Origin of the sequence: Micromonospora sp. C51 (genome assembly GCF_018070435.1) — a bacterium.
In the GTDB taxonomy this organism is placed as follows: domain Bacteria; phylum Actinomycetota; class Actinomycetes; order Mycobacteriales; family Micromonosporaceae; genus Micromonospora; species Micromonospora sediminimaris.
The window spans coordinates 158,930-183,489 of sequence record NZ_JAGPXQ010000008.1 but is presented as its reverse complement, the minus strand read 5'-3'; the positions used below and the strand labels follow the sequence as shown (position 1 = coordinate 183,489).

At 66.5% G+C, this 24,560-nt stretch carries 18 protein-coding genes and 1 pseudogene; 16 read left to right on the top strand and 3 right to left on the bottom strand.

Annotation, left to right across the window (positions count from 1 at the left end; translation table 11 throughout):
- The first annotated feature begins 77 nt into the window (after nucleotides 1-77).
- The 6 genes and pseudogenes from KBX50_RS12445 (at nucleotide 78) to KBX50_RS12420 (ending at nucleotide 13,862) form a co-directional block, all read left to right on the top strand.
- Nucleotides 78-7,058: a polymorphic toxin-type HINT domain-containing protein gene (locus KBX50_RS12445; protein ID WP_210937178.1), complete on the top strand. Its 6,981-nt coding sequence runs from the start codon at nucleotides 78-80 to the stop codon at nucleotides 7,056-7,058.
- A gap of 20 nt (nucleotides 7,059-7,078) precedes the next feature.
- Nucleotides 7,079-7,537 (top strand): SMI1/KNR4 family protein, encoded by a 459-nt coding sequence (locus KBX50_RS12440; RefSeq protein ID WP_210937177.1) that lies wholly within the window; start codon nucleotides 7,079-7,081, stop codon nucleotides 7,535-7,537.
- Between the two features lie 299 nt (nucleotides 7,538-7,836).
- Nucleotides 7,837-9,011 (top strand): annotated as a pseudogene (locus tag KBX50_RS12435) (IS701 family transposase).
- Between the two features lie 1,045 nt (nucleotides 9,012-10,056).
- The gene (locus KBX50_RS12430; RefSeq protein WP_307870931.1) at nucleotides 10,057-11,121 is read left to right on the top strand and encodes a tyrosine-type recombinase/integrase; all 1,065 of its coding nucleotides are present in this window, start codon (nucleotides 10,057-10,059) and stop codon (nucleotides 11,119-11,121) included.
- A gap of 1,153 nt (nucleotides 11,122-12,274) precedes the next feature.
- A complete protein-coding gene (locus KBX50_RS12425; RefSeq protein WP_093408102.1) occupies nucleotides 12,275-12,823 on the top strand; it encodes an RNA polymerase sigma factor in 549 nt (182 codons plus the stop codon).
- 1 nt (nucleotide 12,824) lies between these two features.
- Nucleotides 12,825-13,862 (top strand): CU044_5270 family protein, encoded by a 1,038-nt coding sequence (locus KBX50_RS12420; RefSeq protein WP_210937176.1) that lies wholly within the window; start codon nucleotides 12,825-12,827, stop codon nucleotides 13,860-13,862.
- A 238-nt stretch (nucleotides 13,863-14,100) separates the two neighbouring features.
- Here the strand turns inward: KBX50_RS12420 and KBX50_RS12415 are convergent, their stop codons facing one another.
- Nucleotides 14,101-14,538: a methyltransferase domain-containing protein gene (locus KBX50_RS12415; RefSeq protein ID WP_374224615.1), complete on the bottom strand. Its 438-nt coding sequence runs from the start codon at nucleotides 14,536-14,538 to the stop codon at nucleotides 14,101-14,103.
- A gap of 460 nt (nucleotides 14,539-14,998) precedes the next feature.
- Entirely contained in the window at nucleotides 14,999-15,265 is a 267-nt protein-coding gene (locus tag KBX50_RS12410; RefSeq protein WP_210937175.1) for a hypothetical protein, read from the bottom strand.
- Between the two features lie 378 nt (nucleotides 15,266-15,643).
- Between KBX50_RS12410 and KBX50_RS12405 the strand changes: the two genes are divergently transcribed.
- Together KBX50_RS12405 and KBX50_RS12400 are read left to right on the top strand one after the other, a co-directional pair.
- Nucleotides 15,644-15,901 (top strand): hypothetical protein, encoded by a 258-nt coding sequence (locus KBX50_RS12405; RefSeq protein WP_210937174.1) that lies wholly within the window; start codon nucleotides 15,644-15,646, stop codon nucleotides 15,899-15,901.
- 9 nt (nucleotides 15,902-15,910) lie between these two features.
- Complete coding sequence (locus KBX50_RS12400; RefSeq protein ID WP_210937173.1) at nucleotides 15,911-16,198, top strand: hypothetical protein; 288 nt, start codon at nucleotides 15,911-15,913, stop codon at nucleotides 16,196-16,198.
- A gap of 531 nt (nucleotides 16,199-16,729) precedes the next feature.
- Here KBX50_RS12400 and KBX50_RS12395 read toward each other — a convergent pair.
- Nucleotides 16,730-17,458: a DinB family protein gene (locus KBX50_RS12395; protein ID WP_210937172.1), complete on the bottom strand. Its 729-nt coding sequence runs from the start codon at nucleotides 17,456-17,458 to the stop codon at nucleotides 16,730-16,732.
- Between the two features lie 292 nt (nucleotides 17,459-17,750).
- On the opposite strand from KBX50_RS12395, the gene KBX50_RS12390 reads away from it, so the two are divergent.
- From KBX50_RS12390 to KBX50_RS12355, 8 genes are all read left to right on the top strand, one after another.
- The gene (locus tag KBX50_RS12390) at nucleotides 17,751-18,476 is read left to right on the top strand and encodes a hypothetical protein (protein ID WP_210937171.1); all 726 of its coding nucleotides are present in this window, start codon (nucleotides 17,751-17,753) and stop codon (nucleotides 18,474-18,476) included.
- 53 nt (nucleotides 18,477-18,529) lie between these two features.
- Nucleotides 18,530-18,877 (top strand): hypothetical protein, encoded by a 348-nt coding sequence (locus tag KBX50_RS12385; protein ID WP_210937170.1) that lies wholly within the window; start codon nucleotides 18,530-18,532, stop codon nucleotides 18,875-18,877.
- 4 nt (nucleotides 18,878-18,881) lie between these two features.
- Nucleotides 18,882-21,170, top strand: a complete 2,289-nt coding sequence (groEL, locus tag KBX50_RS12380) for a chaperonin GroEL (RefSeq protein ID WP_210937169.1) — start codon at nucleotides 18,882-18,884, stop codon at nucleotides 21,168-21,170.
- A 659-nt stretch (nucleotides 21,171-21,829) separates the two neighbouring features.
- Entirely contained in the window at nucleotides 21,830-22,216 is a 387-nt protein-coding gene (locus tag KBX50_RS12375) for a DUF2267 domain-containing protein (RefSeq protein WP_210937168.1), read from the top strand.
- Between the two features lie 213 nt (nucleotides 22,217-22,429).
- Nucleotides 22,430-22,819, top strand: a complete 390-nt coding sequence (locus tag KBX50_RS12370) for a DUF2267 domain-containing protein (RefSeq protein ID WP_210937167.1) — start codon at nucleotides 22,430-22,432, stop codon at nucleotides 22,817-22,819.
- A 103-nt stretch (nucleotides 22,820-22,922) separates the two neighbouring features.
- A complete protein-coding gene (locus KBX50_RS12365) occupies nucleotides 22,923-23,075 on the top strand; it encodes a hypothetical protein (protein WP_210937166.1) in 153 nt (50 codons plus the stop codon).
- Between the two features lie 30 nt (nucleotides 23,076-23,105).
- The gene (locus tag KBX50_RS12360; protein ID WP_210937165.1) at nucleotides 23,106-23,249 is read left to right on the top strand and encodes a hypothetical protein; all 144 of its coding nucleotides are present in this window, start codon (nucleotides 23,106-23,108) and stop codon (nucleotides 23,247-23,249) included.
- A gap of 54 nt (nucleotides 23,250-23,303) precedes the next feature.
- Entirely contained in the window at nucleotides 23,304-24,512 is a 1,209-nt protein-coding gene (locus tag KBX50_RS12355; RefSeq protein WP_210937164.1) for a sodium:proton antiporter, read from the top strand.
- The last annotated feature ends 48 nt before the right edge of the window (nucleotides 24,513-24,560 follow it).

Sequence of the window (24,560 nt, the reverse complement as noted above, 5' to 3'; positions counted from 1 at the left end):
GGGCTCCTGGCCTTGTGTGGGATCGGGTGGGATGCCTAGCGTGTCGGTCACTTTCTTGATCGACAGGAGGGCTGCTGATGCCTGCTGGCCGCCGTGGGGGCACCGCGTTCGACCGTTCCGGGGCGCGGGGGAGGGCCAGGGCCGCTGTGGTGGCGGTGGCGGTGCTGCTGGGCTTGTTGCCGGTGGTGCAGTTGCGTGGGCCGGCGGTCGCGGCGGCTCCGGCGGTGGAGCCGGGTGATTCGCGGTCGGTGGCGGCGGTGGGGGTGCGGCAGGCGGAGCAGGACCCGGATCCGGATGACGAGAGCACGGTGACCGAGCCTCTTCCGGCGGGGACGTTCCCTGCCGGTGGGGAGGCGGTCCTGGATCTGCAGGCGGACGCTGAGCAGCGGGAGGCGTTCGGGCTGACGGTCGAGCCTGCCGAGGAGGCGCCTGCGGGTGAGGGTGTGGCGGCGCGCCTGGCTGGTGGGGTGGGGTCGGTGCGGGTGCGGTCGTTTGACCGGTCGGCGTCGGTGGCGTTGGGTAACGCGGGCCCGTTGTATTCCCTGGCGCGGGCGGACGGTTCCGCGTCGGCGGGTGCGGTTCAGGTGGTGGTGGATTATGCGGATTTCGCGCAGGCGTATGGGGGTTCGTTCGCTGACCGGTTGAGGTTGGTGCGGTTGCCGGGGTGCGCGGCGACGACGCCGGAGGTGCCGGAGTGTTCGGCGGATCCGGTGTGGGTGTCGGCGGCGAATGATCCGCATGCGAAGACGTTGACGGCGGTGGTGGACGTTGCCGGTGACGCGACGGCGGCTGGTAGCCGGACGGGTGTGTTCGAGGGCTTCACGGCGCAGACATCGGTCGAGTCGGTGGGCGTGTATGCGCTGGCGTCGTCGGCGTCGGGTGGGTCGACGGGTTCCTACACGGCGACGGATTTGCAGCCGTCGGGGTCGTGGCAGGTGGGGGAGAGCGCGGGGTCGTTCACCTATTCGTATCCGTTGCCGGAGCCGCCGCTGCCGTATGGGCAGACGTTGGGGTTGCAGTTGTCGTACAGCTCGTCGGTGGTGGATGGGATGACGCACGGCACGAACAACCAGTCGGGTCCGGCGGGGTTGGGGTGGTCGTATTCGCCGGGTTATGTGGAGCGGATGTACAAGCCGTGCCGGACGTATCCGACGGAGATGTGTTGGGAGTCCCCGGACGGTGAGGACGGGGAGGCGGCCACCAATGATGTGGCGGCGTCGCATATCACGATCTCGTTGCAGGGGCAGTCGACGCAGATCGTGAAGACCACGGCGGGGGTGTGGAAGCCGGTCGACGACTTCGGGTGGCGGGTGGAGTTCCTCGCCGGTGGGGCCGAGAGTGACGGCTATTGGAAGGTGTGGACGCAGGACGGCACGGAGTACCGGTTCGGGTATGAGCGGGACTCGGTGTGGAAGATGTCGATCCTCGGCGACGAGGACGGGGAGCCCTGCCACGACGGGTATCCGAAGTCGTGTCGGGATCCGTGGCGGTGGAACCTCGACCGGGTTCTGGACGCCAATGAGAACGAGACGTATCTGCACTGGACGCGGGAGACGAACCACTACAAGCGGGCCTCGAGTGGGTCGATCCTGGAGTACGACCGGGGCGGCTACCTGTCGGAGATCGAGTACGCGAAGAACGTGACCGAGGCGGGTGCGGTTCCGGTCGGCAAGGTGGTTCTCGGGTGGGCGCACCGGTGTGTGGAGCGCACCACCGAGGATGACCCGTTCAACAATGAGCCGCCGTCGTGTCCGTCGCTGTCGTCGAATCCGACGTCCTACCCCGACGTGCCCGGGGATCTGCTGTGCGGGTCGTCGTCGTGTGGGAACTACACCCAGTCGTTCTTCACCGCCAGAATCTTGGACCGGGTGACGTCGTACCAGTGGAACGCCGGCACGGCGGCGTGGAACAACATCGGCCGGGTGCAGCTGCGCTACAAGGTGTCCAACCCGCCCGGTCTGACCGAGCGGGTGTTCGTGCTGGACTACATCCGCCCGATCGGTCTGATCGGCGCGGACGCCAACAAGATCGACATGCCGCCGGTGAACCTCGACTACGTCGACGGTGTCCAGCCGAACTTCCGCGACGGCCGCGTCGACTACGACGAGACCGGCCTGGGTGTCTCGGCGATGCGGATGCCGCGGCTGCTGGTCGTCCGCAACGGACTCGGTGGCCGCACCGAGGTCACCTACGGCACCCAGAAGCCGTGCCCGCAGGGCGGGTCGGACCAGTCCGGGTTCACCAGCTGGCACAACGGCAAGCAGGGCAACTGGGACGTCAACACCGATGACTGCTACCCGATCTTCCACTCACCACCGGGCGCCGAACCCGGCTTCGGGATCTTCCACAAGTACCTGGTCAAGAAGGTCGTGGTGAAAGACCAGGTCGGTGGGTCACCGGACCAGGTCACCCAGTACGACTACTCCGTCGGCACCCCGGCGTGGAAGAACCCCAACAACCCGCTCGTCCCGGACGCCAACGAGTCGTGGAGCGTCTTCGCCGGCTACAACCGGGTCCGCGTCGTGCAGGGCTCCGGTACGGATCCGTCGAAGTACACGGTGTCGATGTCGAGGTTCTTCCGCGGCATGTACCACGACATCTACGACCCCGGCAGCGGCGGCGGCATCAAGGAAACCACCGTCACCGACTGGGCGGGCAACGTCTACCACGACCACTCCGCCCGCGCCGGCCGGACCCTGCAAACCCGCCAGTACCGGATGACCACCTACCACGCGAACCCCGCTGACGCCTCCTACACCGAAGTCGCCAGCACCCGCTACGACCACATCATCCAGGGCAGCTTCAACGGTCCCGGCTACGCCAACCCCCGCCAAGTCCGCGTCGGTTTGGAGAACCACCGCGTCAAACTCGACGACGGCACCTGGCGCGAAACCTCAGAACACACCGTCTACGAGTCCACGTACGGGTTGCCGATCCGGTTCCACCAGTACAACGAGGTCGGAGTCGCGGACAACACCTGCACCTCCTACACCTACGCCCAACGTGACATCCCGAGCGGTAACTACCTGATCAATTTCCCGGAGCGGGTGGAGACCTGGTCCGGCGATACCTGCGGCTCCGGAACGCTGCTGTCCCGCGCGGTCACCTTCTATGACAACTACACCGTCGAAGGCTCCCAGAGTCCGTACGACGGCAACGTCGCCGAAGTTCACACCTACCACGGTCCGACCAGTTACGTGTCGAGTGGTCGGAGCACCTACGACAACACCGGTCGGATCCTGACCACGACCGACTCGGCGGGATTGACCGTCACCACCAGCTACAGCCCGGGCGTCAACTGGCCCGACAACGGCATCACCAGCACCGTCGGCGGTGGCTTCAACCACTTCAGCACCACCCTGATCGACCGGCACACCGGTGAACCGTCGCGGATCACCGACCCGAACGGCAAGGTCACCGACCTGCTCTACGACCCGCTCGGCCGTCTCGTCGAGGTATACGCGCCGGGGCAAGCGAAGTCGTCCGGGGTGCCGTCGCTGCGGTTCAGCTACCAGATCACCTCCAGCGGCACCGGCCAACCCACCGCCCCGGCGCGGACCAGGACCGAAACGCTGCAATCCCACGACGGCAGCCCCGTCTACCTGAACTCCTACCAGTACGTCGACGGGCTCGGCCAGGTACGGGAAGTCCAGCAGCCGGGCCCGAACGGCGGACGCGTCGTCTCCGCCACCACCTACGATCCTCGCGGCAACGTCGCCGCCACCACCGCACCCTTCCACAACAGCTCCGCCGCCGGTTCCGGGTTGGTCAACCCGAGCCTTGCCACCGTTCCCGCTGTCCGCGAGACGACCTACGACCACCTGAACCGGGCCACCGCAGAGGTGGACAAGAAACTCGGCACGGCGTGGCGGCAGACCGCCACCACCTACTACGGCGACCGCACCATGGTCGTCCCGCCGTCCGGCGGGACGAAGACGGTCAGCCACATCGACACACGCGGCAACACGACGCGCCTGGACCAGTACACCTCGGCCACCAACCCGAACACGTACCAGAGCACCACCTACACCTACGACCTCCTGGACCAACTCACCACGGTCGTCGACCCCGACGACAACACCTGGACCAACACCTACGACCTCGCCGGCCGCCTCACCCAGAAAGTCGACCCGGACTCCGGCACCTCCACCACCCACTACGACACCGCCGGTCGAGTCGCCTACAACCTCGACGGACGCGGGCAGAAGATCTCCACCGAGTACGACGCGCAGTCCCGCACCAAGGGCCGGTGGGCCGGCGACGTCGGCACCGGCACCCGCCTGGTCAGCTACGTGTACGACAGCATCGCCAAGGGACGCCTCACCTCGTCCACGAGGTGGCACGACGGCAACGCCTACACCACTGCGGTGACCGGCTACACCGACCGCTACGAACCGACCGGCACCACCGTCACGATTCCCGCAGCCGAAGGCACCCTCGCCGGCACCTACACCACTGGTGTCGCCTACAACCTCGCCGGCAAGATCACCCGCCAGACCCTGCCCGGTATCGGTGGTCTACCCGCCGAGACCATCACTTCCGTCTACGACACCAACGGATACGCGCGCTCCACGACCGGCCAGATCGCCGGAGCACCCGACACCGAATACCTCGCGGACGCCACCTACTACAACCACGGACCCGCACACCAGAGTCTGCACGGCACAGCCGGCAGCCAGGTCCGGCAGACCACCACCATCGACACCGGCACCGGGCGGCTCGACAGCCACGATGTCGCCACCGAAAGCCCCACCACCCCCGGAACGTTCACCAGCAAATTCACCAGCGGCTACACCTACGACCAGACCGGCAACATCACCTCAATCGCCGGAAAGACCAACGGCACCACCGACCAGGTCGAATGCTTCACCTACGACCAACTACGTCGGCTGACCCAAGCTTGGACCCAGACCACCGCGACCTGCGCCACCCCCCAACGCGCCGGCGTCGACCCCTACCACCGCTCCTGGACCTTCGACGCCCTTGGTAACCGGCTCACCCAAACCGACCACAACACCACCACCGGCAACACGGTGTGGACCTACAACACCGGCGCCCTCCACGCAGTGACCGCCCACCAGATCGCCTCCGTCACCGCCACCGGCCCCCTCGCCGACACCGGCACCCGCGGATTCGCCTACGACGACGCCGGCAACATGACCCAACGCACCACCCCCACCGGCACCGCCCAGACGCTGACCTGGAACCCCGAAGGCCGACTGGACACCCTCACCGAAGACACGAACTCCACCGAGTACGTCTACGACGCCGACGGCAACCGACTCATCTCCCGCGCAGACGACAAGACCACCCTCTACCTCGGCAGCACCGAGCTCGTCGTTACCCCCACCAGCGGCGGACCCTCCGGCACCCGCTATTACGCCGGCATCGCCGTCCGCGACGCCTCCGGGCTCAAGTGGACCATCAGCAACCACCAGGGCACCGGCCAGGTCCAAATCGACGCTGACACCCTGGCCAGCCAACGCCGCCGCACCATGCCCTACGGCGAACAACGCGGCACAACCCCATCAGTCTGGCTCGGCAGCAAAGCCTTCGTCGGCGGCACCCAAGACGACACCGGCCTCACCCACCTCGGCGCCCGCGAATACGACCCCACCCTCGGCAGATTCATCTCCGTAGACCCGGTCATGGACCTCGCTGACCCCGAGCAATGGCACGGCTACGCCTACAGCCGCAACAGCCCCGCCACCTTCAGCGACCCCTCAGGGCTCTACGCCCTCGGAGACGGCGCCGGCCACGTCAGGGCCTACAAGGGCCACAACGGCACCAAGATCGTCGACTACACCCCGAAGACCAGCAGCAAAGGCACCACCACCCCTCCCGCCAACCCCACCCCTCCAAAAAAGAAGACCACCGCGAAGAAGGTCTTCGGCGGCTTCTTGACCGGCGCCAAAAACGCAATCGTCAGCCCCATCGTCGACACCTTCGACGCCATCAAGAACAGCTGGGTAACGACCTACAACAACGCCAACGCCGTATACAAAGGCGACATGTCCCTCACCGACGCGCTGTGGGACACAGGCAAAATTTTCGCCGAAAACTACGTGTCCGCTCTCATCAGCCCGGCTGTTGCGATCAAGGACATCTACGTCGGCTGGTGGAACGCATGGTCGAACCTGGCCGAGGGAGACATCGAAGCAGCCGTAGCAGCCGGCACGGAATCAGGAATCGGCGCGGCAACTCTCGCAGGTGGCGCTCGCTTCGGGTTCAAAGGCAAAGGTGCGTGCACACACAGCTTCGCACCAACCACCGGCGTCCTTCTCGCTAACGGCACCACGAAAGCCATCGCCGAGGTCAAGGTCGGGGACCTCGTCCTCGCCACCGACCCCGAAACCGGAAACGACGAAGCCAAACCCGTCACCCAAACCCACACCAACCAAGACACCGACCTCACCGACCTCGACCTACGCCTAGCCGACAACTCCACCACCATCCTCGAAACCACCCAACACCACCCCTTCTGGAGCCAAACCAGAACTGAATGGATCAGCGCAGCTAAACTCCACCACGGCGAGCAGCTCTCGACCATCGACGGGGCCAGAGTCACGGTCGAGGCCGTCCGCAACCACCGCGGCGATGAACAGATGCACGACCTTACTGTTGCCGACATCCACACGTACTATGTGATCGTCGGGGACACGCCGGTCCTCGTCCACAACTGCGGCAACACTCCTCCGGGCGTTAGTTGCAGTTGTTCACCGGCGACCGGTGCGGGCCCGAATGTTCCGCCAATTCGGGTTGAGGGACCGTGGACTCGTGGCGATATTGGCCGCGGTGCACACGGCTTGCGCCCGAATCATCTGGGCGACCGGATTGAGATTCACCACGCGGATCAAATGCCCGGATCGCCAATTCATGAATTGGATCAAGTTGTGCATAGAGGGCCCGGATCCCAGCTCCATCCGAACGCGAATAATCAGGGCGTTACCGGGGCGATGCGAGCGGAAGACACGCAACTACACTGGTGGTACCGCTCGCAGGAACAAGGGTGGGGACAGTACGGGCCTGACCTTTGGTTCGATAACTGGCCTGGCTAGAACGCGACAGGGAGACAGTGATGGAGTTCGAAGAGTTTGAAGCCCAGGTTAACGCCTTCCACGCAGAACGGGCGGGTAGGCAGTACCCTCCTGGGTTTCAACTCTTCGACTCCTGGACCGCGACAGATGATGATCTTGCTGGGGTGGAAGCGGAGCTAGGGACGCAGCTGCCATCGAAATACAAGCGATTCATGCGAGTGTTCGGCGGCGGTGTCTTTTCGTTTGTAGAGTTGCTGCCCGCCAAATCGCCAGATGGCCGCATTGAAGATCTATTGTCTGTGAATGCAGGGGCATACGCTGTCCCAAATTTTGTAGCGGTTGCGCCTGTCGGCACCGGCGACTGGTGGGGATTCGTCTCCGAGAATGGTGTATGTCGTGACCAGGTGAGCTTCCTTGATCATGAAGACGGCAGCATCCGATATGACTCGGATGACTTCTATGAGTTCGCCTCCATAAAGGGACTTCGGATGGGTCGCTGATATCGAATGAGTACCGCGTTCGACCGGTCCTGACGTCGTTGCGAACCGTAGTGACGTCGCAACTTGGCGAGCTGACCTGCGTGATTGTTTGCTTGGGGCTGGTCTCACGGATGCTGCCGTACTAGTACTCCAGCCGCACTTGCCTGATCTAACGTTTCAGCAGCTCACGGTGATGATCGACGTCGGAGTTGTGACTGCCGGGTAGCTGCGGATGTCGATGCTATCCGGCGGACGGGTAAGTGGTCGCACCGTCTGTCTGTTGTGGTTGGTCGTGGGGCGGGCAGGCTGCCGTGCTTGTGTTGATCGATGAGATTGTGGGCTGGCGGGCGGGTCTGGATGATCTGTTGGCGCGGTTCGCGCACCGGTTCGGGCGTGCGGAGCCGCGCCGGCAGGCGCTGGCCTACCTGGTCGGGTTGCTGTCGCCGTTGGCGAGCAAGAACGGTTGGACCTTGGCCGAGGCCGCCGGCGATACCACGCCGAATCGGATGCAGCGGCTACTCAACAGATCCGCTTGGGACCCGGGACGCGGTTCGCGACGACTTGTTCGCCTACGTGTCCGAGCACCTCGGCCACGACGACGGGGTGTTGATCGTCGACGAGACCGGGTTCCTGAAGAAGGGGATCAAGTCAGCCGGGGTGCGGCGCCAGTACTCCGGCACGCCCGGGCGGACGGAGAACTGCCAGCTCGGGGTGTTCCTGGCCTACGCCGGCCCGGCGGGGCGCACGCTGGTTGACCGGGAGTTGTATCTGCCCCGCCGCTGGTGCGATGATCCCGCCCGCCGCGCCGAAGCTGGCATCGAGGCGGGCGTCGGGTTCGCCACGAAGCCTGCGCTGGGGCTGCGGATGCTCGAGCGCGCTGTCGCGGCGGGGCTGCCGGCGCGCTGGGTGACTGCGGATGAGGCCTACGGGCAGGACTCGAAGTTCCGGACGTGGTTGCAGCAGCAGCGCATCGGCTACGTCCTGGCCGTGCCCCGCAACCAGCGGATCCCGACCACGGCCGGCAACTCTCGTCCGGACGTTCTCGCCGCCGCCGCGCCGGCTCTGGCGTGGAAGCGTCGCAGCTGCGGCGACGGCGCGAAAGGGCCACGGCTCTACGACTGGGCCGTGGCCTCTCTGCCCGGCACCGTCGACGGACACGGGCACTGGCTGTTGATCCGCCGCAGCATCACCGACCCCACGGATCTGGCCTACTACCTGCTTCGGACCCGCCGACACTCTCGACGAGGATCTGATCCGCATCGCTGGCACCCGTTGGGCGGTCGAGGAATGCTTCCAGACCGCCAAGACCGAGGTCGGTCTGGACCACTACCAGGTGCGTCGGTACGACGCCTGGTACCGGCACATAACCCTCGTTCTGTGCGCCCACGCCTACCTCGCCGTCACCGCCGCCCAGGCCAAAAAGGGGGCGCTGGATCCGATGACGGCCTCATTCCTCTCACCCTCGGCGAGGTCCGACGTCTCCTGGCACACCTGATCACCACCACCCGACCCTTCGACCACATCCATCGATGGTCACGATGGCGACGACGACACCAGTACCGCGCCAGAACAGCCCACCACCAGCGAAGACTTTAACTCCACCAGGTGCGGCTGGAGTACTAGACAACCGCCGATCTACCAGAAGCTCGCTTCGTATCGATTCCACTACGCCGCGCTTCATCGCCTTGCGACTACGCGCCCTGCCGAGTCCCCGGACGCTCACTGAGGATTCTGTCAAGGTGCGTTGCTGTCTGCACCGAGCCATCGCGATCGCCGAAGCCATCCTCGTCCTGCACCACGTCGAACTAGCCGCTACGCAGGATCGAGTGGCTGACGAATCCAGACATCGGTAGTCGAGTCTGTTGCAGCTCTTGTCGACAGAGAATACCTTACCGCTATAAGCGGCAAGGAATAGCGTGAAAGTGGCGGACTCTCGACAAGCTGGGGCGTGTGGTTGTAGGTCATCCTGGTATGGTGATGCCCCTTTCTTCCCTGCGTCCAGGCCGAATAGATGCCTAGATCTCTCTCAACTTTTTCCCGATTCGTTCTGCCACTTTTATGGCGATTCGCTCCATAGGCGAACGGGGCATCCCCATGCAGGATACGGAAAACACAGAAACGTATCGCGAAGAGACTCTAAATCGGACTAGGGGTCACAGTGGGGGGCGTGCCGGTATGCCGCTGCCTGATGTGACTCGGCGTGAACGTCAACCACCTGCCCACTATGTCATATCGTCTATTGACTCCAGTGGGCGTCTTGCCGACCGTCGTGTCGTGCGCGCTCTTGGCTGGGCGGCCGGCGACCGAGTCACCATCACCTGCCAGGACCACCGAATATTCGTCCGGCGTTATCAACACGGCACCCTCACGATCGGAAGCCACGGATACCTTCGGATCCCTGCAACCATTTGTCACCGCCTCCGGATCAAGAAAGGGGACCGGCTACTAGCGCACGGCGACCCGCAACATGGCTTACTAGTGATCTCTACCGTTGATCTGCTGGAACACTACGCTCGGCAGTGTCAGTAGGTGGTGCGATCGTGGACAAGGACGGTTCAGAAATCGCAGCCTTGGATGCTGCCCGGCTGCTGCTCGCACGAATGGGCATTTCTCCAGACCGGTTGATAGCAACAGCGGCGTCGCCTCAGCTGATTCCGACCTTCGACGACTACATTGAGCGTGTGTCGAAAGCCGTCTCGCACGGCACCCTCCGAGTCTATGCCAGCTACTGGAATAAAGTGCGGGAGGCGTGGGGAACCCGCCCGATCACCGAACCCACCCCACTGGAGATCCGACAGCTCGCCGAAACAGTCAAGGAGAAGCGGACGATTCGACGCAACTCACGCGGCGGACGGTCAGCGGCAGAACACCTCATCTCAGCACTGCGATGCCTCTACCGTCACGCGGTAGCCGACGGCCTGATATCCGACCACGACAACCCCTCGAAACGGGTTCCGAAGCCGCGACGCCAGACCAGCATCCGTCACGCCCTGTCCGATGCCCAACTCCGATCCATCAACGAGGTAGCTATCACGACCGGCAACGACCCTGACCTCGACGGCCTGCTCCTGCGGTTCCACGAAGAGACGGCCTGCCGACGCGGTGGAGCGCTCGCCCTGTCCCGAGCCGACCTTGACACAGACCAGTGCGTGGTGGCCCTACGGGAGAAGGGAGACACGCTCCGCTGGCAGCCCATCTCACCGACGCTGTCCGCCCGACTGTCCGAACTCGCCGGTGAACGCGGCGGCGTAAACCCTGCCGACCGACTATTCAGATACCGATCAGGTAAGCCCATCACCCACCGCCGGTACGACCACCTATGGCAGCGCATCGGTAGACACCTGCCGTGGGTGCGCGTGCAACAAATCAGCACCCACTGGCTCCGTCACACCACCCTGACGTGGGTAGAACGGAACTTCGGATACGCGGTCGCCCGGGCGTTCGCCGGACACCAGGGCCGGTCGGACGCGGGCACGACCATCACGTACGTGCGGGCCGACATCTACGACATCGCCCAGGCCCTGTCGGCGCTCACCGGCGAGAATCACCCACTCGCCTGGCAGGCACTGGATGAGACCGCCAGGAAACCAACGCCACCTGCCTGAACGGCCGCACGATGGAAAGAGCGTTGGCGTCGGATGCGCCGGGTACTGAGGCGAATGTTTCGGCCCGTCCGGGGGATTCCACCGATTCATCGGCCGCGCGGACACTGGCGGCGTGAAGTCCGTCGCGTGGTCCGGGGATCCGGCCGGTGAGGTGGAGGGGCTCGTCACGCGGCTGGCGGCGCTTGACGGTGATGCCTATCGCGAGCGGCCGTTCGATCGGGTGAGGGTTGTTGTCGGATCCGACATGCCCGATGCGGAGCGGCGGTTCCAGGCGCTTGTCGGACGAATATCGGTCAGCGCCGATGTGGTGATTAGTGCGTGTCCGCTCGCACGGACGATCCCGGATGCCGACTCGTTGCTGGAGCCGATTCGGCCGATGCCGTCCACCGTCTGTGGTGGGAGCGTGTCAGCAACGACCTGTGGCCGCTGCCGCTGCACTACGACAATGCCGACACGTCTTGCGATCGCTCCTTCGCCTCGGCGTCGGCGTCGGCGTTGTTGGCCTGGTTGCCCGTAGAGCGCGACGCGGTCAACGCGGGCCAAGACCAAGCCACCGGGCACGGCCTGCGCGGCCTCACACCCGACGCGTCGGACCCGTCGAGAGGGGCAGGCGGGGATGTCGCCACGCTCAGGCCGCACATGCCGCCATGGCGCGCGTCGTGCGGTAGGTGCCCCGCGAAATCGGACAGCCCGACTACCGACGTGCAGTCCGTGGCAGCGGCAACCGCCGCAACTATGCCACGGCCAGCGCCGGGAGGAATGCGTCGCCCGCCCCACTGGCCTCGACCACGAACCACTGGGGCCGCTACCCTCCCCGACTATTCGCCACCGCAGTACCCGGCACCGTGCGGCCTCGCCAGCAAGGACCACGTGCGAGGACCGAGGCGATCGCCGCGGCACCACCAGCGGCTCTACCCGATCGAGGTCGAGATATGCGGCAGCTCCAGCCTGGTTCATCAGGAAGGCGCCGGACTCCCAGCCACCGGTCGACGTCAGGAGGCGGCAGAAGATTGCCGATCGAAACCTCGGAGCGCCGACGTCGGCAACCGGCGCTGTTCCTGCTGGCCGCCCAGGCAGGCGCTATCGGGTGATTTGTTCGTTGCTGGGTGTGACGTTGTGGCTGGTGCCGGACATAAACACGGTAGGAGGTGCCATGGACGTCGCGGAGAAGCAGTTCACCGAGTTGTACGAGCGCCATTACGGGGACGTGTGGCGGTACGTCGCTCGGCGGGTCGGCGGGTCGGACGTCGGTGATGTTGTTGCCGAGGTCTTTCTCGTCGCGTGGCGACGTCTGCGTGACGTTCCGGCGGGGTCGGCGTTGCCGTGGCTGTACGGGGTGGCTCGTCTGGTGCTGTCGAACGAGGCCAGGGGCCAGCGGCGTTGGCAGGAACTGGCGCTGAGGGCCGCGGCGGAGCCGGACCGGTCGGTGAGCGTGGATCATGCGGACGAGGTGGTCAGCCAGCGTGACGTCGCGGTGGCGTTCGGCCGGCTGTCCGCCGCGGATCAAGAGATCTTGCGGCTGGTGGCTTGGGAACGGCTGAGTGTCGCTGAGGCTGCGGTCGCTCTCGGTCAGTCCCGAGCGACGTGTGCGATGCGGCTGATGCGGGCTCGCCGCCGGCTTCGAATGCAACTGGACGTGGTGGGTGACGGGGTGCAGCGGGCAACGCGGGCGACGCCGTCGATGTCGAATTGGGGTGCATGAGATGAAGGCCGTCAATGAGGTGCGCCAGCTGCTGGGCGGACTGGATCCAGCACGACACGTGCGTCCAGCCGACGAGAACAGCCGCGTGCGGGATCTGGGCCGCATCCTTGCCTCTGATCGCGTTGTGGGCAGCGTCAGGCTAGGGCATCCGCGGCGCCGTTTCGTGTTGGCGGCGGCCGGGGCGGCGGTCGTGGCGGTGGCGGCTGGCGGGGTGGCGCTGGAGACGTTCCGGCAGCCGCAGCCAGCGTTCGCGGCTACGCCGGCGATCCTGAACTACGGGCCGCCCGTGAGCGAGGAGCCGGCCAGCGCCCGGTTGCGACGCCTGGCCGCGCTGGCGGCGGCACAGCCGGCAGCCCAGCAGCCGGCGGGGACGGTGGAGTACCTGGAGTCGACGAACTGGTTCCTGAACTCGTCGATCTCCGGCGGCCGGACGACGTCTGCTGTGGTGCCGCAGCAGTGGCGGTCCTGGCGAACCGATGACGACGCCGGGCGGATGGTCAAGAAGGAACTGCCGCCGACGTTCCGGACTGACGCCGACCGGCGGGAGTGGCAGCGGGGAGGTGGCCGTATCGACTCCTCAGAGGAGGTGCGCGACTTCACCACCGGTGGCTTCTACAGCCGCTTCCAGGGTTCGGTACCGACGGACGCCGGGGTACTGCGGCAATGGCTGACGGCGGGTGCCTCGGCGCACGAAGCGCCGGTGCAGTATCTGGAGGACGTCGCCGAGCTCGCCGGTGTGCGGTTGCTGAACCCGGCGCAGCGCGCTGCGGTACTCCGGCTGCTCGCTGACCTTCCGGGCGTCACGGTGAGCGGGAGCGTCACGGACCGGGCTGGGCGTCCCGGGGAGGCGTTCTCGATCGTGTCAGACGCTCACGGCCTGCCTGCCCAGTACACCGTGATCGTCGATTCCGGCACCGGCGCGCTGCTGGGGTATGAGGAGATGTTGACCACGACGGCGGGAAAGCTGAACGTGACCATTCCTGCGGTGATCAGTTACCGGTCCTACCTGGTCGCCGAGTACGCCGCAATGCCGCGTTGACAGGGCTCGGGTGGGTGGCGCCGAAGACGCCACCCACCCGAGGGTCGAGGCGGTGCCGCTCAGGTCAGCACGTCAGCCGTGGATGTGCTCGGCCCTGTCGTTGTAGCTGCCGAGGTTCGCCGACGCGGTGCAGGCACCCATATTGCGGTTGTCGCCCGCTCCGTCGCCAAGGGTGGCGTTGTCGCTGCCCGAGCACCCGGTCCAACTGCCGCCCTGATCTCTACAAGATCCGGGCGGTTCACTCAACCCCAGCCCCGCGAGGTGCTCGGAGCCAACAGCTGAAGTCTCCACAGAACCCGGGGCGGTTCAGTGTGCACCACGCCACCAGCCGCTGGTAGGGGGCGTGTGGCGGGTAGCCGGCCATACCGTCGGCGAGGTGGCACGTGATGGTGGTCAGCCCGCGTTGGCGGTGTAGCCGGTCGGCCCAGCTGATCAGGTGCTCGCTGATGTCGATACTGGTCACGCGACCGGACGCTCCGGCCAACGCGGCCAGCAGCGCGCCGGAGTATCCGGTCCCGGTGCCGATCTCCAGCACGCGAGCGCCTTCAACGACGTCGAGGGCGATCAGCTCCCGGTGGATCGACTCGGAGGCAGAGCGGTGCAGAGTCTCACCGCGGTGCTCGTTGTGGACGTAATAACGCTCGGGCACAGCGTGGAATACGACTGCGAGGTCCACCGTCCTGCACTCCCGTTCCTTCCGGCGGAGCGTAGACGAGATCGAGCACAGCAGAAGTCGTGAGAGGCCTTCCGTGACCTGCGCTCACGTGCCATAGCGGCGGATCAGCTCATGGCCCGGGCGTCGTCATCGTCTGGGAAGACGTTAGCGGCAGCCCGAGCTGCTCCGAAAGTCGGACGCGCAAGCATCGAGGCCGCCTCTGACCTGGTGGGTGAACGCCGGATACGCCGTCGGCGCGGACGTGACCTGGGTGGTGCCTCCTACTCGCAGACGGTGCTGCTGTGGGCGTCGATCTGGCCGGTGTGGATATCGCCGTCCTCGTCGGGAGGGATCACGGGTTCGGTACGACTCGCGTGGTCGTCGGACTGGCACCGACAGCGGGGCTGGACGTGCGTTACACCCGGTCCCGCGGTCCGGAGCCGGCCTGTGGTGTCGGTGCGTTCGAGGGCGGTGTTGGTGGTTACGGTCCGGGTGGGCGGCGGGTGTGCCGGTCGGTGACGGCGAGGATGTCGGCGATGGCGTCGCGCCAGTGCATCGACTGGCGTTCGGTGCCGAAGTGGAGGTGTTCGGCGCAGAACCAGTAGGCGCTTTCCGGGTGGCCGACCAAGCGGGAGGCCGCACGTCTGGCGAATGCCGCTTTCTCCTGCTCGTTGACGGCGAAGCGCACCAGGGTGAATTGGGTTGAGCTGCCGGTCAATCCACAGACGAGGCACAGCGGTGGCTTCATAGGGCGAGTCTCCCAGCTTCAATCCAAATCTCTGTACCAGGTTCCTGAGAGGCAGGCGTTTCACCAGGTGATGATTCGTCGGATGGTGGCGATCTGGTTGAGCCAGCCGTCGATGCGGATGATCGTGACGGTGGTGCCGGTCTCAGGCAGTTCGATCACACCTCCGGATTTCATGAATCGAGTCTGAGTCCGGATCGCCGGCGATCGACCATGCCTGCGGTTCGTGTGTCCATCACTGCGCGTGATAGCCATCTGGATCGCGTGACTCGTTCCAGCTTGGGTCGATTCCCTCGCTGGTCCTTGATCAACGTGTGGGAGTCCGAGTTAGCCTCGCAGCCGCCCTGTGTGTGAGGGCTGCGAGCCGAAGGGGCACCCGCGTTGGACGAGCAACGGCTGACTTGCTGGGCGGAAACGATCGAGGCGGCCGTCGAGCGTGCGTTGCGTGACGTCGTGTCGAGGTATCCGTTCGCGCCGGACGAGCACGCTGTGGGTCCGCCGGCATCGGAGTCGGATCTCGCCGCACTTCGGCAGCGGCTGCCGTGGATACCCGACGACCTTCTCGCCGTCGTCAGCTGGGTGGGCGCGGTCTCCTTGCCCGACATCGCCAACGGCTACTTCATGTTCTCGCCGAGCTAGATGCAGGGCGTGCTGTACCACGACGACGGGATCCCGGACCGCATCGGCGAACCGTTCGACGAGGACGTCGACGTGGTCATTTTCGGTGCCGACGGCGGCGGCGCCCTGTACGCCATCGGCGTCGGTGGCATCGGCACCGTCTACCGGCTGCGGGAATGCGGATACGAACAGGGCATCTATACCGGGTCCGCCGACTTCGGCGTCACCGTCGTCGCGGAGGATCTGGACGATTTCCTGGATACGCTGCTGGCCGCCGTGGCTGCCTTCGCCGTCAACGGCAGCATCACTGAACTCTGAATCAACCTCGCGAGCAATCGGACGACGGCTGCAACCCGCACCGTGATCCACGCCTGTCGTTTGAATCAGCGCCCGACTCGACATCCTCTCTTGCGGCTGAACACGCGCGAGGCGGTACCGACTGCTACCGCCTCTGCCTACGGCATTTCCGGAGCAATGCGGTGACCTTGTCCTGGTCGCGGTCACCGTTCAGCTCATCGAGTAACTCATCCGGACACAGCTCATAGAGGTCGCCCCACCACCGACAAGCCTTGTTGTCCCAAATGCGGTACCCGCCTGGGACCCCTCTTGCCACGTATCGCCGCCTGCCCATCGCCGTGCAAGGTAGCAAGCTACCTGCTGGTCCCGCACCGCGCTTCTGGGTTGGTTGGCGACATCCGGATCTACCGGCTGAGAACGCCCGCTCGGCCTCGTTTCTACCGCACCGGGCTCTCCCTCCGGCACCCGCTGTAGTCACCCTTGGGGACGTAGCGGCCTTGACCGCAGCGACACCGGATCTCCCGGGAGGTAAGCGGCAAGCTCAGAGGTCGCTCAGCTACCCGGTGAAGACCCCTGGTGCGACAGTTTGTCCAGGTCACGCTTGCAGAACCGGTGGTGTTCCCATTCCTCGTTGAGCACAGTGCCAAGGCACTGCCGCACTGTCCGCCCCTTGGCGTACGGGGGCCATCTGTCGTCGTCCGGAACCGGCGCGGTCTTCGCGAGCTGATCAGGCGTGACCTCGGCCAGCCATGTCTCGATCTCTGAAGCCTGCCGGACTCGTACGGCGAGCACCTCGTCGAGGCTCGGTTGGGCGGACGGGTCGAGCCCGTCCTCCTGGTTCGAGACCAACGGTGGACCCAGTCCCATGGCCGTGAACGGCTCGGTGAGCCCGAGCACGCAGCGTCGGAACCAAGAGTCGTGCACGAAGACAAGGTGGCGCAGGGTGTCGACCATCGACCACTCGCCGTCGACGCTGCGGTGTTCGCTGTCCTCGGGCATGGACCGAACCCGCTCGGTAGTCCTCGCCCAATCGTCGCCCAGTTGCTGCCAGGCATCTCGCAGATCGTCCGGCTGATTGGAGCGGATCAGCAGCCGTACCGGGTGACGACGGTCGAGTTCCGCCTCGACGTACGACATCACTTCGACCCCGTTGACCACAAGATTGGTGACCAGGCCGTCGATCTCGGCGTCCTGCATGACCACGCCGACCATCCGCGCTCTACTCAGATCGCACTCGCGGAACTCAGCGCCGGTCAGGTCCTCATCCTGGAAGCGTCGCATACATACAGGCTAGGTCGCACCGCACACGCAACGTCCGGACCTGTCGCGGAGCGCTCGTCGCTGGAGGTGACTTCATCGTCGGCCGCTGGTTGCGCGGCTGAGACGCGGATGCCTTTATCAGCAAGCGTCGTTGTTGGCGTCGGGACGGGCAGCGTCCAGAGGCCGGCCGCGGTGATGATGCGTCACTTCGGCTGGCTCAGCCTGCCGCGGTTACGGACTTGCGACGGGCCAGCGCCGTTGCGGCGAGGAAGGCGGCGAGGACGATCGCCGCTTCGGTCCCGATCGCCAGTGGGTGAGCGGGAAGTCGAGCGCCCAGCCGAATGCCGCTGCGGCGGCGATCGCGGCGGCGATCGTGGGTGGCAGCAGCAGTGCCATTCGTCTCCACGAGCCGCGGCACGAGATCCTGTCCGACAACATTCGCCTGGCCCGTACCGCCTGCAAGGGTTGCGGTGGGGAACTCAATCTCGACGCACCAGCGTTTCGGAAGTCGATCGACCTGTTGATGCGGGAGCATGCCCAGCACAAGGACTTCGTGCTCACCGAAGTGAACGCGCAGCGGGCACTGTACGGGCCAGCCGGCTCTACGCCGAGGCTGGCCGGTGCCAACAAGCCACCACCCGACATCTCCTTCCGGGATGCCAGCGGGCGAGTCACTGCGCTCGACCCCGATGCCGCGGGCCATTCGCCCTTGCTGTCGCTGTGTCCCGGCGGCGCGGCTGATACGCCAGCGGTGCTGCCGTCTTCCGGTCGGCTCGCCGGGCACCCTGGCTCAAGGCAGTGTCGTACGGGGGATGCCGACGGATCCAGCCCGCGTGTAAGGGCGGCGTCGGCGCGGTGCGGGTGGATACCCCGCGTTCGGGCGGAGCTTGATCAGCGGACGGACGGCATGCAGCGGTTTGTTGTAGCCCTGCAGCTGTGGCAGTTAGGGAACCTGGGACGAAAGGTGGATGCGGGTGTAGCAGATCCAGTGCTGATCATGCCCGAACATCGACCTCAGACTTTGGAATTGCTCGTCTAGCATGTTGGCTGCCGGGTTCCTTGATCTGATACGGGTCGGAAGGTTGGTTCCAGATGATTCAGCTCGTCGTCGAGGACGGGCCGGGCGTCGACGCCGCCCGTGCTGCGACAATGCTCGGCCGCGAGCTGGCACGCGAAGGAGTTCCGCTTGAGACCGCCGCCGTGGCCGGTCCCGAAGGCAGCAAGAGCGGGACGGCCGTGGCGGCTGGGACGCTGTTACTGGGCGGGGCACTCTCGGTGCCCGTCATGAGGGCAGTCGCTCAGGTAGTCATGGCGGCCATGCGGCGTGGGCTGGCCGGGAGGATCAAGCTGCAGGATGGCAAGCGGTCGATCGAAATCGAGAACGCGAGCCGCGACACCGAGCGGGCGCTCGTCGCGTGGCTGACGAACCCGGAGAGATAGAGACATGGGGCGGTATGCGCTGCTGATCGCGGCGGGAGAGTACGAGGATCCGGGACTCAGCCAGTTGAGGGCGCCGAGCCAGGACGTGAGCCGGCTCGCCGCGTTGCTCGAAGCGCCCGAGGTCGGCGGGTTCGACTCGGTCGAGGTGTTGCAGGACACCACCGATGCGGACGTACGGGCGGGTATCGAGAACATCCTCGCCGACCGGCTCCGGGACGACCTCGTCCTCGTCTACTTCTCCTGCCACGGCATCGTGGACCGGATGCACCGGCTCTACTTCGCGGCGACCAACACCCGGCGGGCGCGGCCGGCCAGCACGGCCGTGTCGCGGTCTTTTGTCAACGAGCAGCTGGAGTCCTCACCTGCCCGGGCAAAGGTTCTCATCCTCGACTGCTGTTTCAGCGGAGCGTTTGCCGAGGGGTTCAAGGCATCCACGCGAAACGCGCTCGACGATCAGCTCGGCAGCGGCTACGTGGTCCTGACCGCATCCGACGCCTACGAGTATTCGTGGGAGGGCGACAGCATCGCCGACTCGTCGCCGCACGCCTCGGTTTTCACCGACGTGCTGATCGAGGGACTGGGTGGTGCGGCCGATCTCGACGGCGACCACCGTATCGGCATCGACGAGCTCTTCCGTTATGTGAAGGATGGCGTCGGCATCCGGCAGCCCAACCAGTCGCCGAGGTTCTGGGCGCATGACGCCGAGCTGAACATCTACCTGGCCAACGTCGAGGAGCGGAAGCTGGCCGGCATACCGGGGCGACCGCAGCCGGCTGCGGTCGCCAAGCGGCCGAGCAACTACAACCGGAACCAGGTCGTTGTGGCCCGCGGGTTGCACCGCGTGTCTGAGCGGCTGCGGCTGATGCTGGGACCGCTGGGCCGCCGCATCGTCTTCGAGGACGAGGAGGGCCGCTTCGCCGAGACCGACGACCCTTCGGTGTTCGTGACCCGGTACAAGGCCGCGGACCCGCGGGACCGGCTCGGCGCCGAGTACGCCACTGAGATCGTCCAACAGGCACACCAGCGGGCCGGCGACGGGGCGGGGACGGCGATCGTGCTTGCGCAGGCCATGGTCGACGGCGCGGTGGAGGCGTTGAAGGACGGAGCCCACCCGATGGCGCTGGCTCGCGGCATCGAGGCGGGGGTCGCCCGGGCAATCGAGGCCCTCGCGCCCCTGGCTCGGCCGGTGGAGTACAAGGAACAGATCGCTGGGGTCGTCGGGTTAGCCGCCGGTGACCCGACAGCTGGCGACATAGTTGCCGAGGCGATGGACAAGGTTGGTGCCAACGGCGTCCTCACGGTCGAGGAGAGCAACACCGGCGGACTGGAGCTGGAGATCACCGAAGGCATGCGCCTCAATCAGGGTTACGTTTCGCCCTACCTGGTGACCGACGTGGACCGGAAGGAGGCGGTTATCGAGGACGCGTACGTGCTGATCGTCGATGGCAACCTGTCCGGCGTACAGATCGTGCTCCCGGTCCTTCAAAAGGTAATGGAGACCAAAAAGCCGCTTCTCCTGATCGCGCACAATATCGATGGGGAGACACTGGCCACGGTCATCGTCAACAAGGTGCGGGGCACGTTCCAGTCGGTCGCCGTTAACGCACCCGAGTCGGGAGCCCAGCGCGAGGCGCTGCTCGGGGACATCGCTGCCTTGACCGGCGGGCAGGTTCTCACGACCGACGCACTGCCGGGCGCGACACTGGAGTCACTCGGCGGCGTTCGCAAGATCGTCGTCACGGCGGACCAGACCTCACTGATAGACGGCGCGGGCGACAGTGGGCGAATCCAGGCCCGCGTCAACCGGATCCGGGCCGACATCTCGCAGGCCGGCCCGGGCTACGACCTGGAGAAGCTGAAGGAGCGGCTGGCCAGGCTCGCCGGCGGTGTGGCCGTCATCAAGGTCGGCGCGCCCACCGAGGCCGCGCTACAGCAGCGTATGGAGTCCTACCGCCGGAGCATCCAGCTCAGCCAAGTCGCGGTCGCCGACGGCCTCCTGCCCGGTGGGGCGACCAGCCTCTGCGTCATCGCCGACGAGGTCGCTGCCGCGGCCGGCACCGGTGACCAGGGCCTCGGCGTGCGGATCGTCGCCCGGTCGCTGAGTGCGCCCTACCGGCAGATTCTGACCAACGCCGGCATCCCGGCCGACGGGCGGCTCGGTACGCAGATCGACGTCACCACCGACCAACCCGCGGACCTGTTCGCGGCCGGCATCTACGACGGCTGCGGCGTGCTGATCTCGGCGCTCGAGGCGGCGATGGCTGCCACCATCCGTTTCCTCAAGATCGCTTGAGGTCGCGGTGCACCGGTAGGCCGTCGGCGACGCCCACTTCAGACCTCCTCCCGAGCCGTACTCGTTGGTTCCTGACGCACTGCCTGCTCGGGCGCTAGCTTCACGATGTGTCGCATTCCGTGACGCCTGGTCGACCGTGTTGTCGGGGGTTCCAATCGGCTGCCGGCGCCGAGGTTCGTCTGGTCAGGAGCAGTCGCATCGGACCGTCTGTCTCTTCCACTCATACCCGGACGCTGTACCGAGCCGACAGCGGTGCAATGCAAAGAGGGACCGGTTGATTACTCGGGTTGGATGGTCGCGCGGCGAGGCGCCGCCCGTCTGATCCACGTCGTCCGAGACAAGGGCTCTGACCTGCCGGAACGTCGGTCAGGCTCGTCACGTGTCGTGTCCCTTGTGGTCGGTTGGGTGCTCGCGTGACGGGCATCCCTCCTGTCCCGGTCGGTGCGGCTGCGTCCCCGCTGGGCGCAATGGCGCGGGTGCGCTGCCGGAGGACGAACGAGTGGATCTGGGTCGGCTGTCACCTGACCCGTGCGGCGGTTGCCGGATCAGGAGCAGGAGGTGTGCCGTGAGCGTCGGCGGCGCGCGGCAGGGCGTCCACTGTTTGTTTGTGCCTGGTAGCTGAGGGTAGCCAGACCCGTCCGGGACGGGAAGGCGGGGGCATGGCTGAGCTGAAGTTCTTCGAGAAAGTAGCAGCACGGGCGGGCGTTACTCCGGACACGGCGCAGTCCCTGACCGTGGCGACTCTGCGTACCCTCACCGAGCGGATCAGCGGCGGCGAGGCGGCGGACCTGGCCGACCGCGTGGCGTACGAGCTACGCCAGTTCATGGTCAAGGGTACGGATGAGCCGGAGGTTTTCGCGTACGACGAGTTCCTGCGGCGGGTGTCGGATCGCGCGGGGGTGGAGCGCGGCGTCGCAGAGCGTGGCGTGCGGGCCGTTCTGCAGACCTTGCACCGCGTGGTCGGGCACGACGAGTTCGAGGATGCGATGGCGCAACTGCCGGAGGACCTCCGGGCTCTGGCCCGGCCGGTGCCCCGCGGACCATGACCGGTGCCGACTCCGGTTGACGGCCGATGTGCGGGGCGTTCCTCGGGTAAGTGGCCCTCGTCGCCTTGTCACGTCATGGGGTGAGGAACAGCAGTCTTGCTCCGCTGCTTCACGGAGAGGGGATGCCCGCGCGGGTGCCTGGGCAGGCGGAGTTGAACAGGGCGCCGGTCGCGGACGTCGCGACATACCTCAACTGGTCGGGAAGGAGGAGCGGTGAACTACGCCGAGTTCCTCGAAGCGGTGAGGAAGCAGGCGGGGCTGCCACCGACGGAGGCGGCGAACGTCATCCGAGCCACGCTCACGACGTTGGCGGAACGGGTCAGTGGCGGCGGGGCCCGCGGTCTCGCCGCGCAGCTTCCCGAGGAGTATCGAGGGTATCTGCGCAAGGAAGTGGACTTCGCCGAACGGCTCGATCTTGTGGAGTTCCTGAGCGAGGTGCGGACGCGGGCGGGATTGGATGACCAGCGGGCGGCCGACGGTGCTCGCGCGGTATTGACGACGCTGCGTGAGGCAATGAGCGCCGACGAATTCGAGAACCTGGAGTCCGAGCTGTCCAAGGACCTTCGGCAGTTGTTCCATCCGGCGGGCCGAGTCTGGGCGTGACGCGAGCCGAACCCTGTCCGAGCGGCCCCGTTGTCTGTCCTGAGCGCCTCGACGGTGCCGGGCGGCCGCCGCCGGCCTCACCACCGGGTACCTGGTCACGGCCGTGCTGCTGGGGCGGGCGGGGCTGGCGCAGCTGCGGGCGGCCGGCGGCACCTCGGCGCGGCTCGCGGACGAGGTGCGGGACATGGTCACGGAGGCCGCTGGGCGGGTGCTGCCCTCCGGCGCCGACGCCTTTCGGGACGGACTGGACCGCTGACGGCGGCCAGGAAACCAGCAGGAGGATGCGATGCTGGACAAGCACGAGCAGGCCGAGGAGAGCTTCGGTGACGGCGAGCGGGCGCACCGCACGGCGTACGCGTCCTTGGGTGAGCTGGTCGAGGCCATCGAGAAGGCCAATGCCCGGGCCACCGCCCGCGCCCGGCGCAGGTGAGCCGCCGCCACCGCGAGCCGGCGCGGTCGGCGAACGACGGGGCGGCGGGTCGGCATGAGGCCCCTCCTGCTCGCCTATGCCCTCGTCGGCGGGCTCGGTGTCCTGCTCGCCTTCTGGTCGAGTGCCATCCGCCGAACCTTGCTGTCCGAGCCGCTGCTGGCCCTGTGCCTGGGGGTGCTGGCGGGCCCGGTGCTCGGTCTTGTCGACGTCGCCGATCAGCTGAACGCCGAGCTGATCCGTGAGGTGAGCCGGGCGTTGCTGGCCGTGTCGCTGATGGCGGTCGCCCTGCGTTTCCCGCTCTCCGACTACCGGGCCGTCCTGCGGCCGGTGCTCGTGCTGCTCTCCGCCGGCATGGTCGGGATGGCGCTGCTCAGCACCGGACTGTCCTGGCTGCTGCTCGGCATACCGCTCAGCCTCGCCGCGCTGCTCGGCAGCTGCCTGACTCCCACCGACCCGGTCCTGGCCTCCAGCATCGTCTCTGGAGGTCCGGCCGAGCGGCAGCTGCCCGACCGGCTCCGACAGGTGATCAGCGGCGAGTCCGGCGGAAACGACGGCCTCGCGTTCCCCCTCGTCGTGCTCGCGCTGGCTGGTTTGGGGGCGAAACCGTGGACTGACCAGGTGACGTCGGCGTTGTGGGGTGTGGTGGGGGCGGTGGTGATGGGCGTCCTGTTCGGATCGCTGGCCGGTCGGGCCGTACGCGCGGCAAGCCGCCGGGAGACCCTCGACAAAGGCTCGCAGGTGATCTTCGCCGTCCTGCTCGGTATCGCCGCACTCGGGGTCGCGCGGGTACTCGACACTGACGGCATCCTGGCCGCCTTCGTCACCGGGCTGGCCTACAACTGGATCATCGGCAATCAGCCGCGCATCGCCGAACAGACGCTCGACGACTCGTTGACCCGCTACCTGGTGCTGCCGCTGTTCTTCCTGCTCGGTGCCGAACTACCCTGGCGCGACTGGCTCGACGTGGGCTGGCGGTTGCCGCTCTTCGCCGTCGCGGTGCTGCTTCTGCGGCGGCTGCCGGTGGTGCTCGCGCTCAAGGTGCCGCTCGGGATGCGCTGGCGGGAACTGGTTTTCCTCGGCTGGTTCGGCCCGATCGGCGTCTCGGCGCTGTTCTACCTGACTTTCAGCATGGACGAGGGCGTCGAGGACCCGCTGCTCTGGGTCGCCGGCAGCTTCGTCGTGGCCCTGAGCGTTCTGGTTCACGGCGTCACGGCGATGCCCGGCCGGCGCTGGTACGCCGCCGTCGGCCGGCGCGTGGAGTGACCAGACCTGGCAGCGCCCGGCGTCCACCCGCCGGTGGCCGGCGGTGAG

Coding starts and splice junctions, on each gene's coding strand:
- KBX50_RS12445 (WP_210937178.1), top strand. CDS start 78: ATGCCTGCTGGCCGCCGTGGGGGCACCGCGTTCGACCGTTCCGGGGCG.
- KBX50_RS12410 (WP_210937175.1), bottom strand. CDS start 15,265: ATGAAGCCACCGCTGTGCCTCGTCTGTGGATTGACCGGCAGCTCAACC.
- KBX50_RS12375 (WP_210937168.1), top strand. CDS start 21,830: ATGGCTGAGCTGAAGTTCTTCGAGAAAGTAGCAGCACGGGCGGGCGTT.
- groEL (WP_210937169.1), top strand. CDS start 18,882: ATGGGGCGGTATGCGCTGCTGATCGCGGCGGGAGAGTACGAGGATCCG.
- KBX50_RS12420 (WP_210937176.1), top strand. CDS start 12,825: ATGAAGGCCGTCAATGAGGTGCGCCAGCTGCTGGGCGGACTGGATCCA.
- KBX50_RS12395 (WP_210937172.1), bottom strand. CDS start 17,458: ATGCGACGCTTCCAGGATGAGGACCTGACCGGCGCTGAGTTCCGCGAG.
- KBX50_RS12360 (WP_210937165.1), top strand. CDS start 23,106: ATGCTGGACAAGCACGAGCAGGCCGAGGAGAGCTTCGGTGACGGCGAG.
- KBX50_RS12425 (WP_093408102.1), top strand. CDS start 12,275: ATGGACGTCGCGGAGAAGCAGTTCACCGAGTTGTACGAGCGCCATTAC.
- KBX50_RS12385 (WP_210937170.1), top strand. CDS start 18,530: ATGATTCAGCTCGTCGTCGAGGACGGGCCGGGCGTCGACGCCGCCCGT.
- KBX50_RS12355 (WP_210937164.1), top strand. CDS start 23,304: ATGAGGCCCCTCCTGCTCGCCTATGCCCTCGTCGGCGGGCTCGGTGTC.
- KBX50_RS12440 (WP_210937177.1), top strand. CDS start 7,079: ATGGAGTTCGAAGAGTTTGAAGCCCAGGTTAACGCCTTCCACGCAGAA.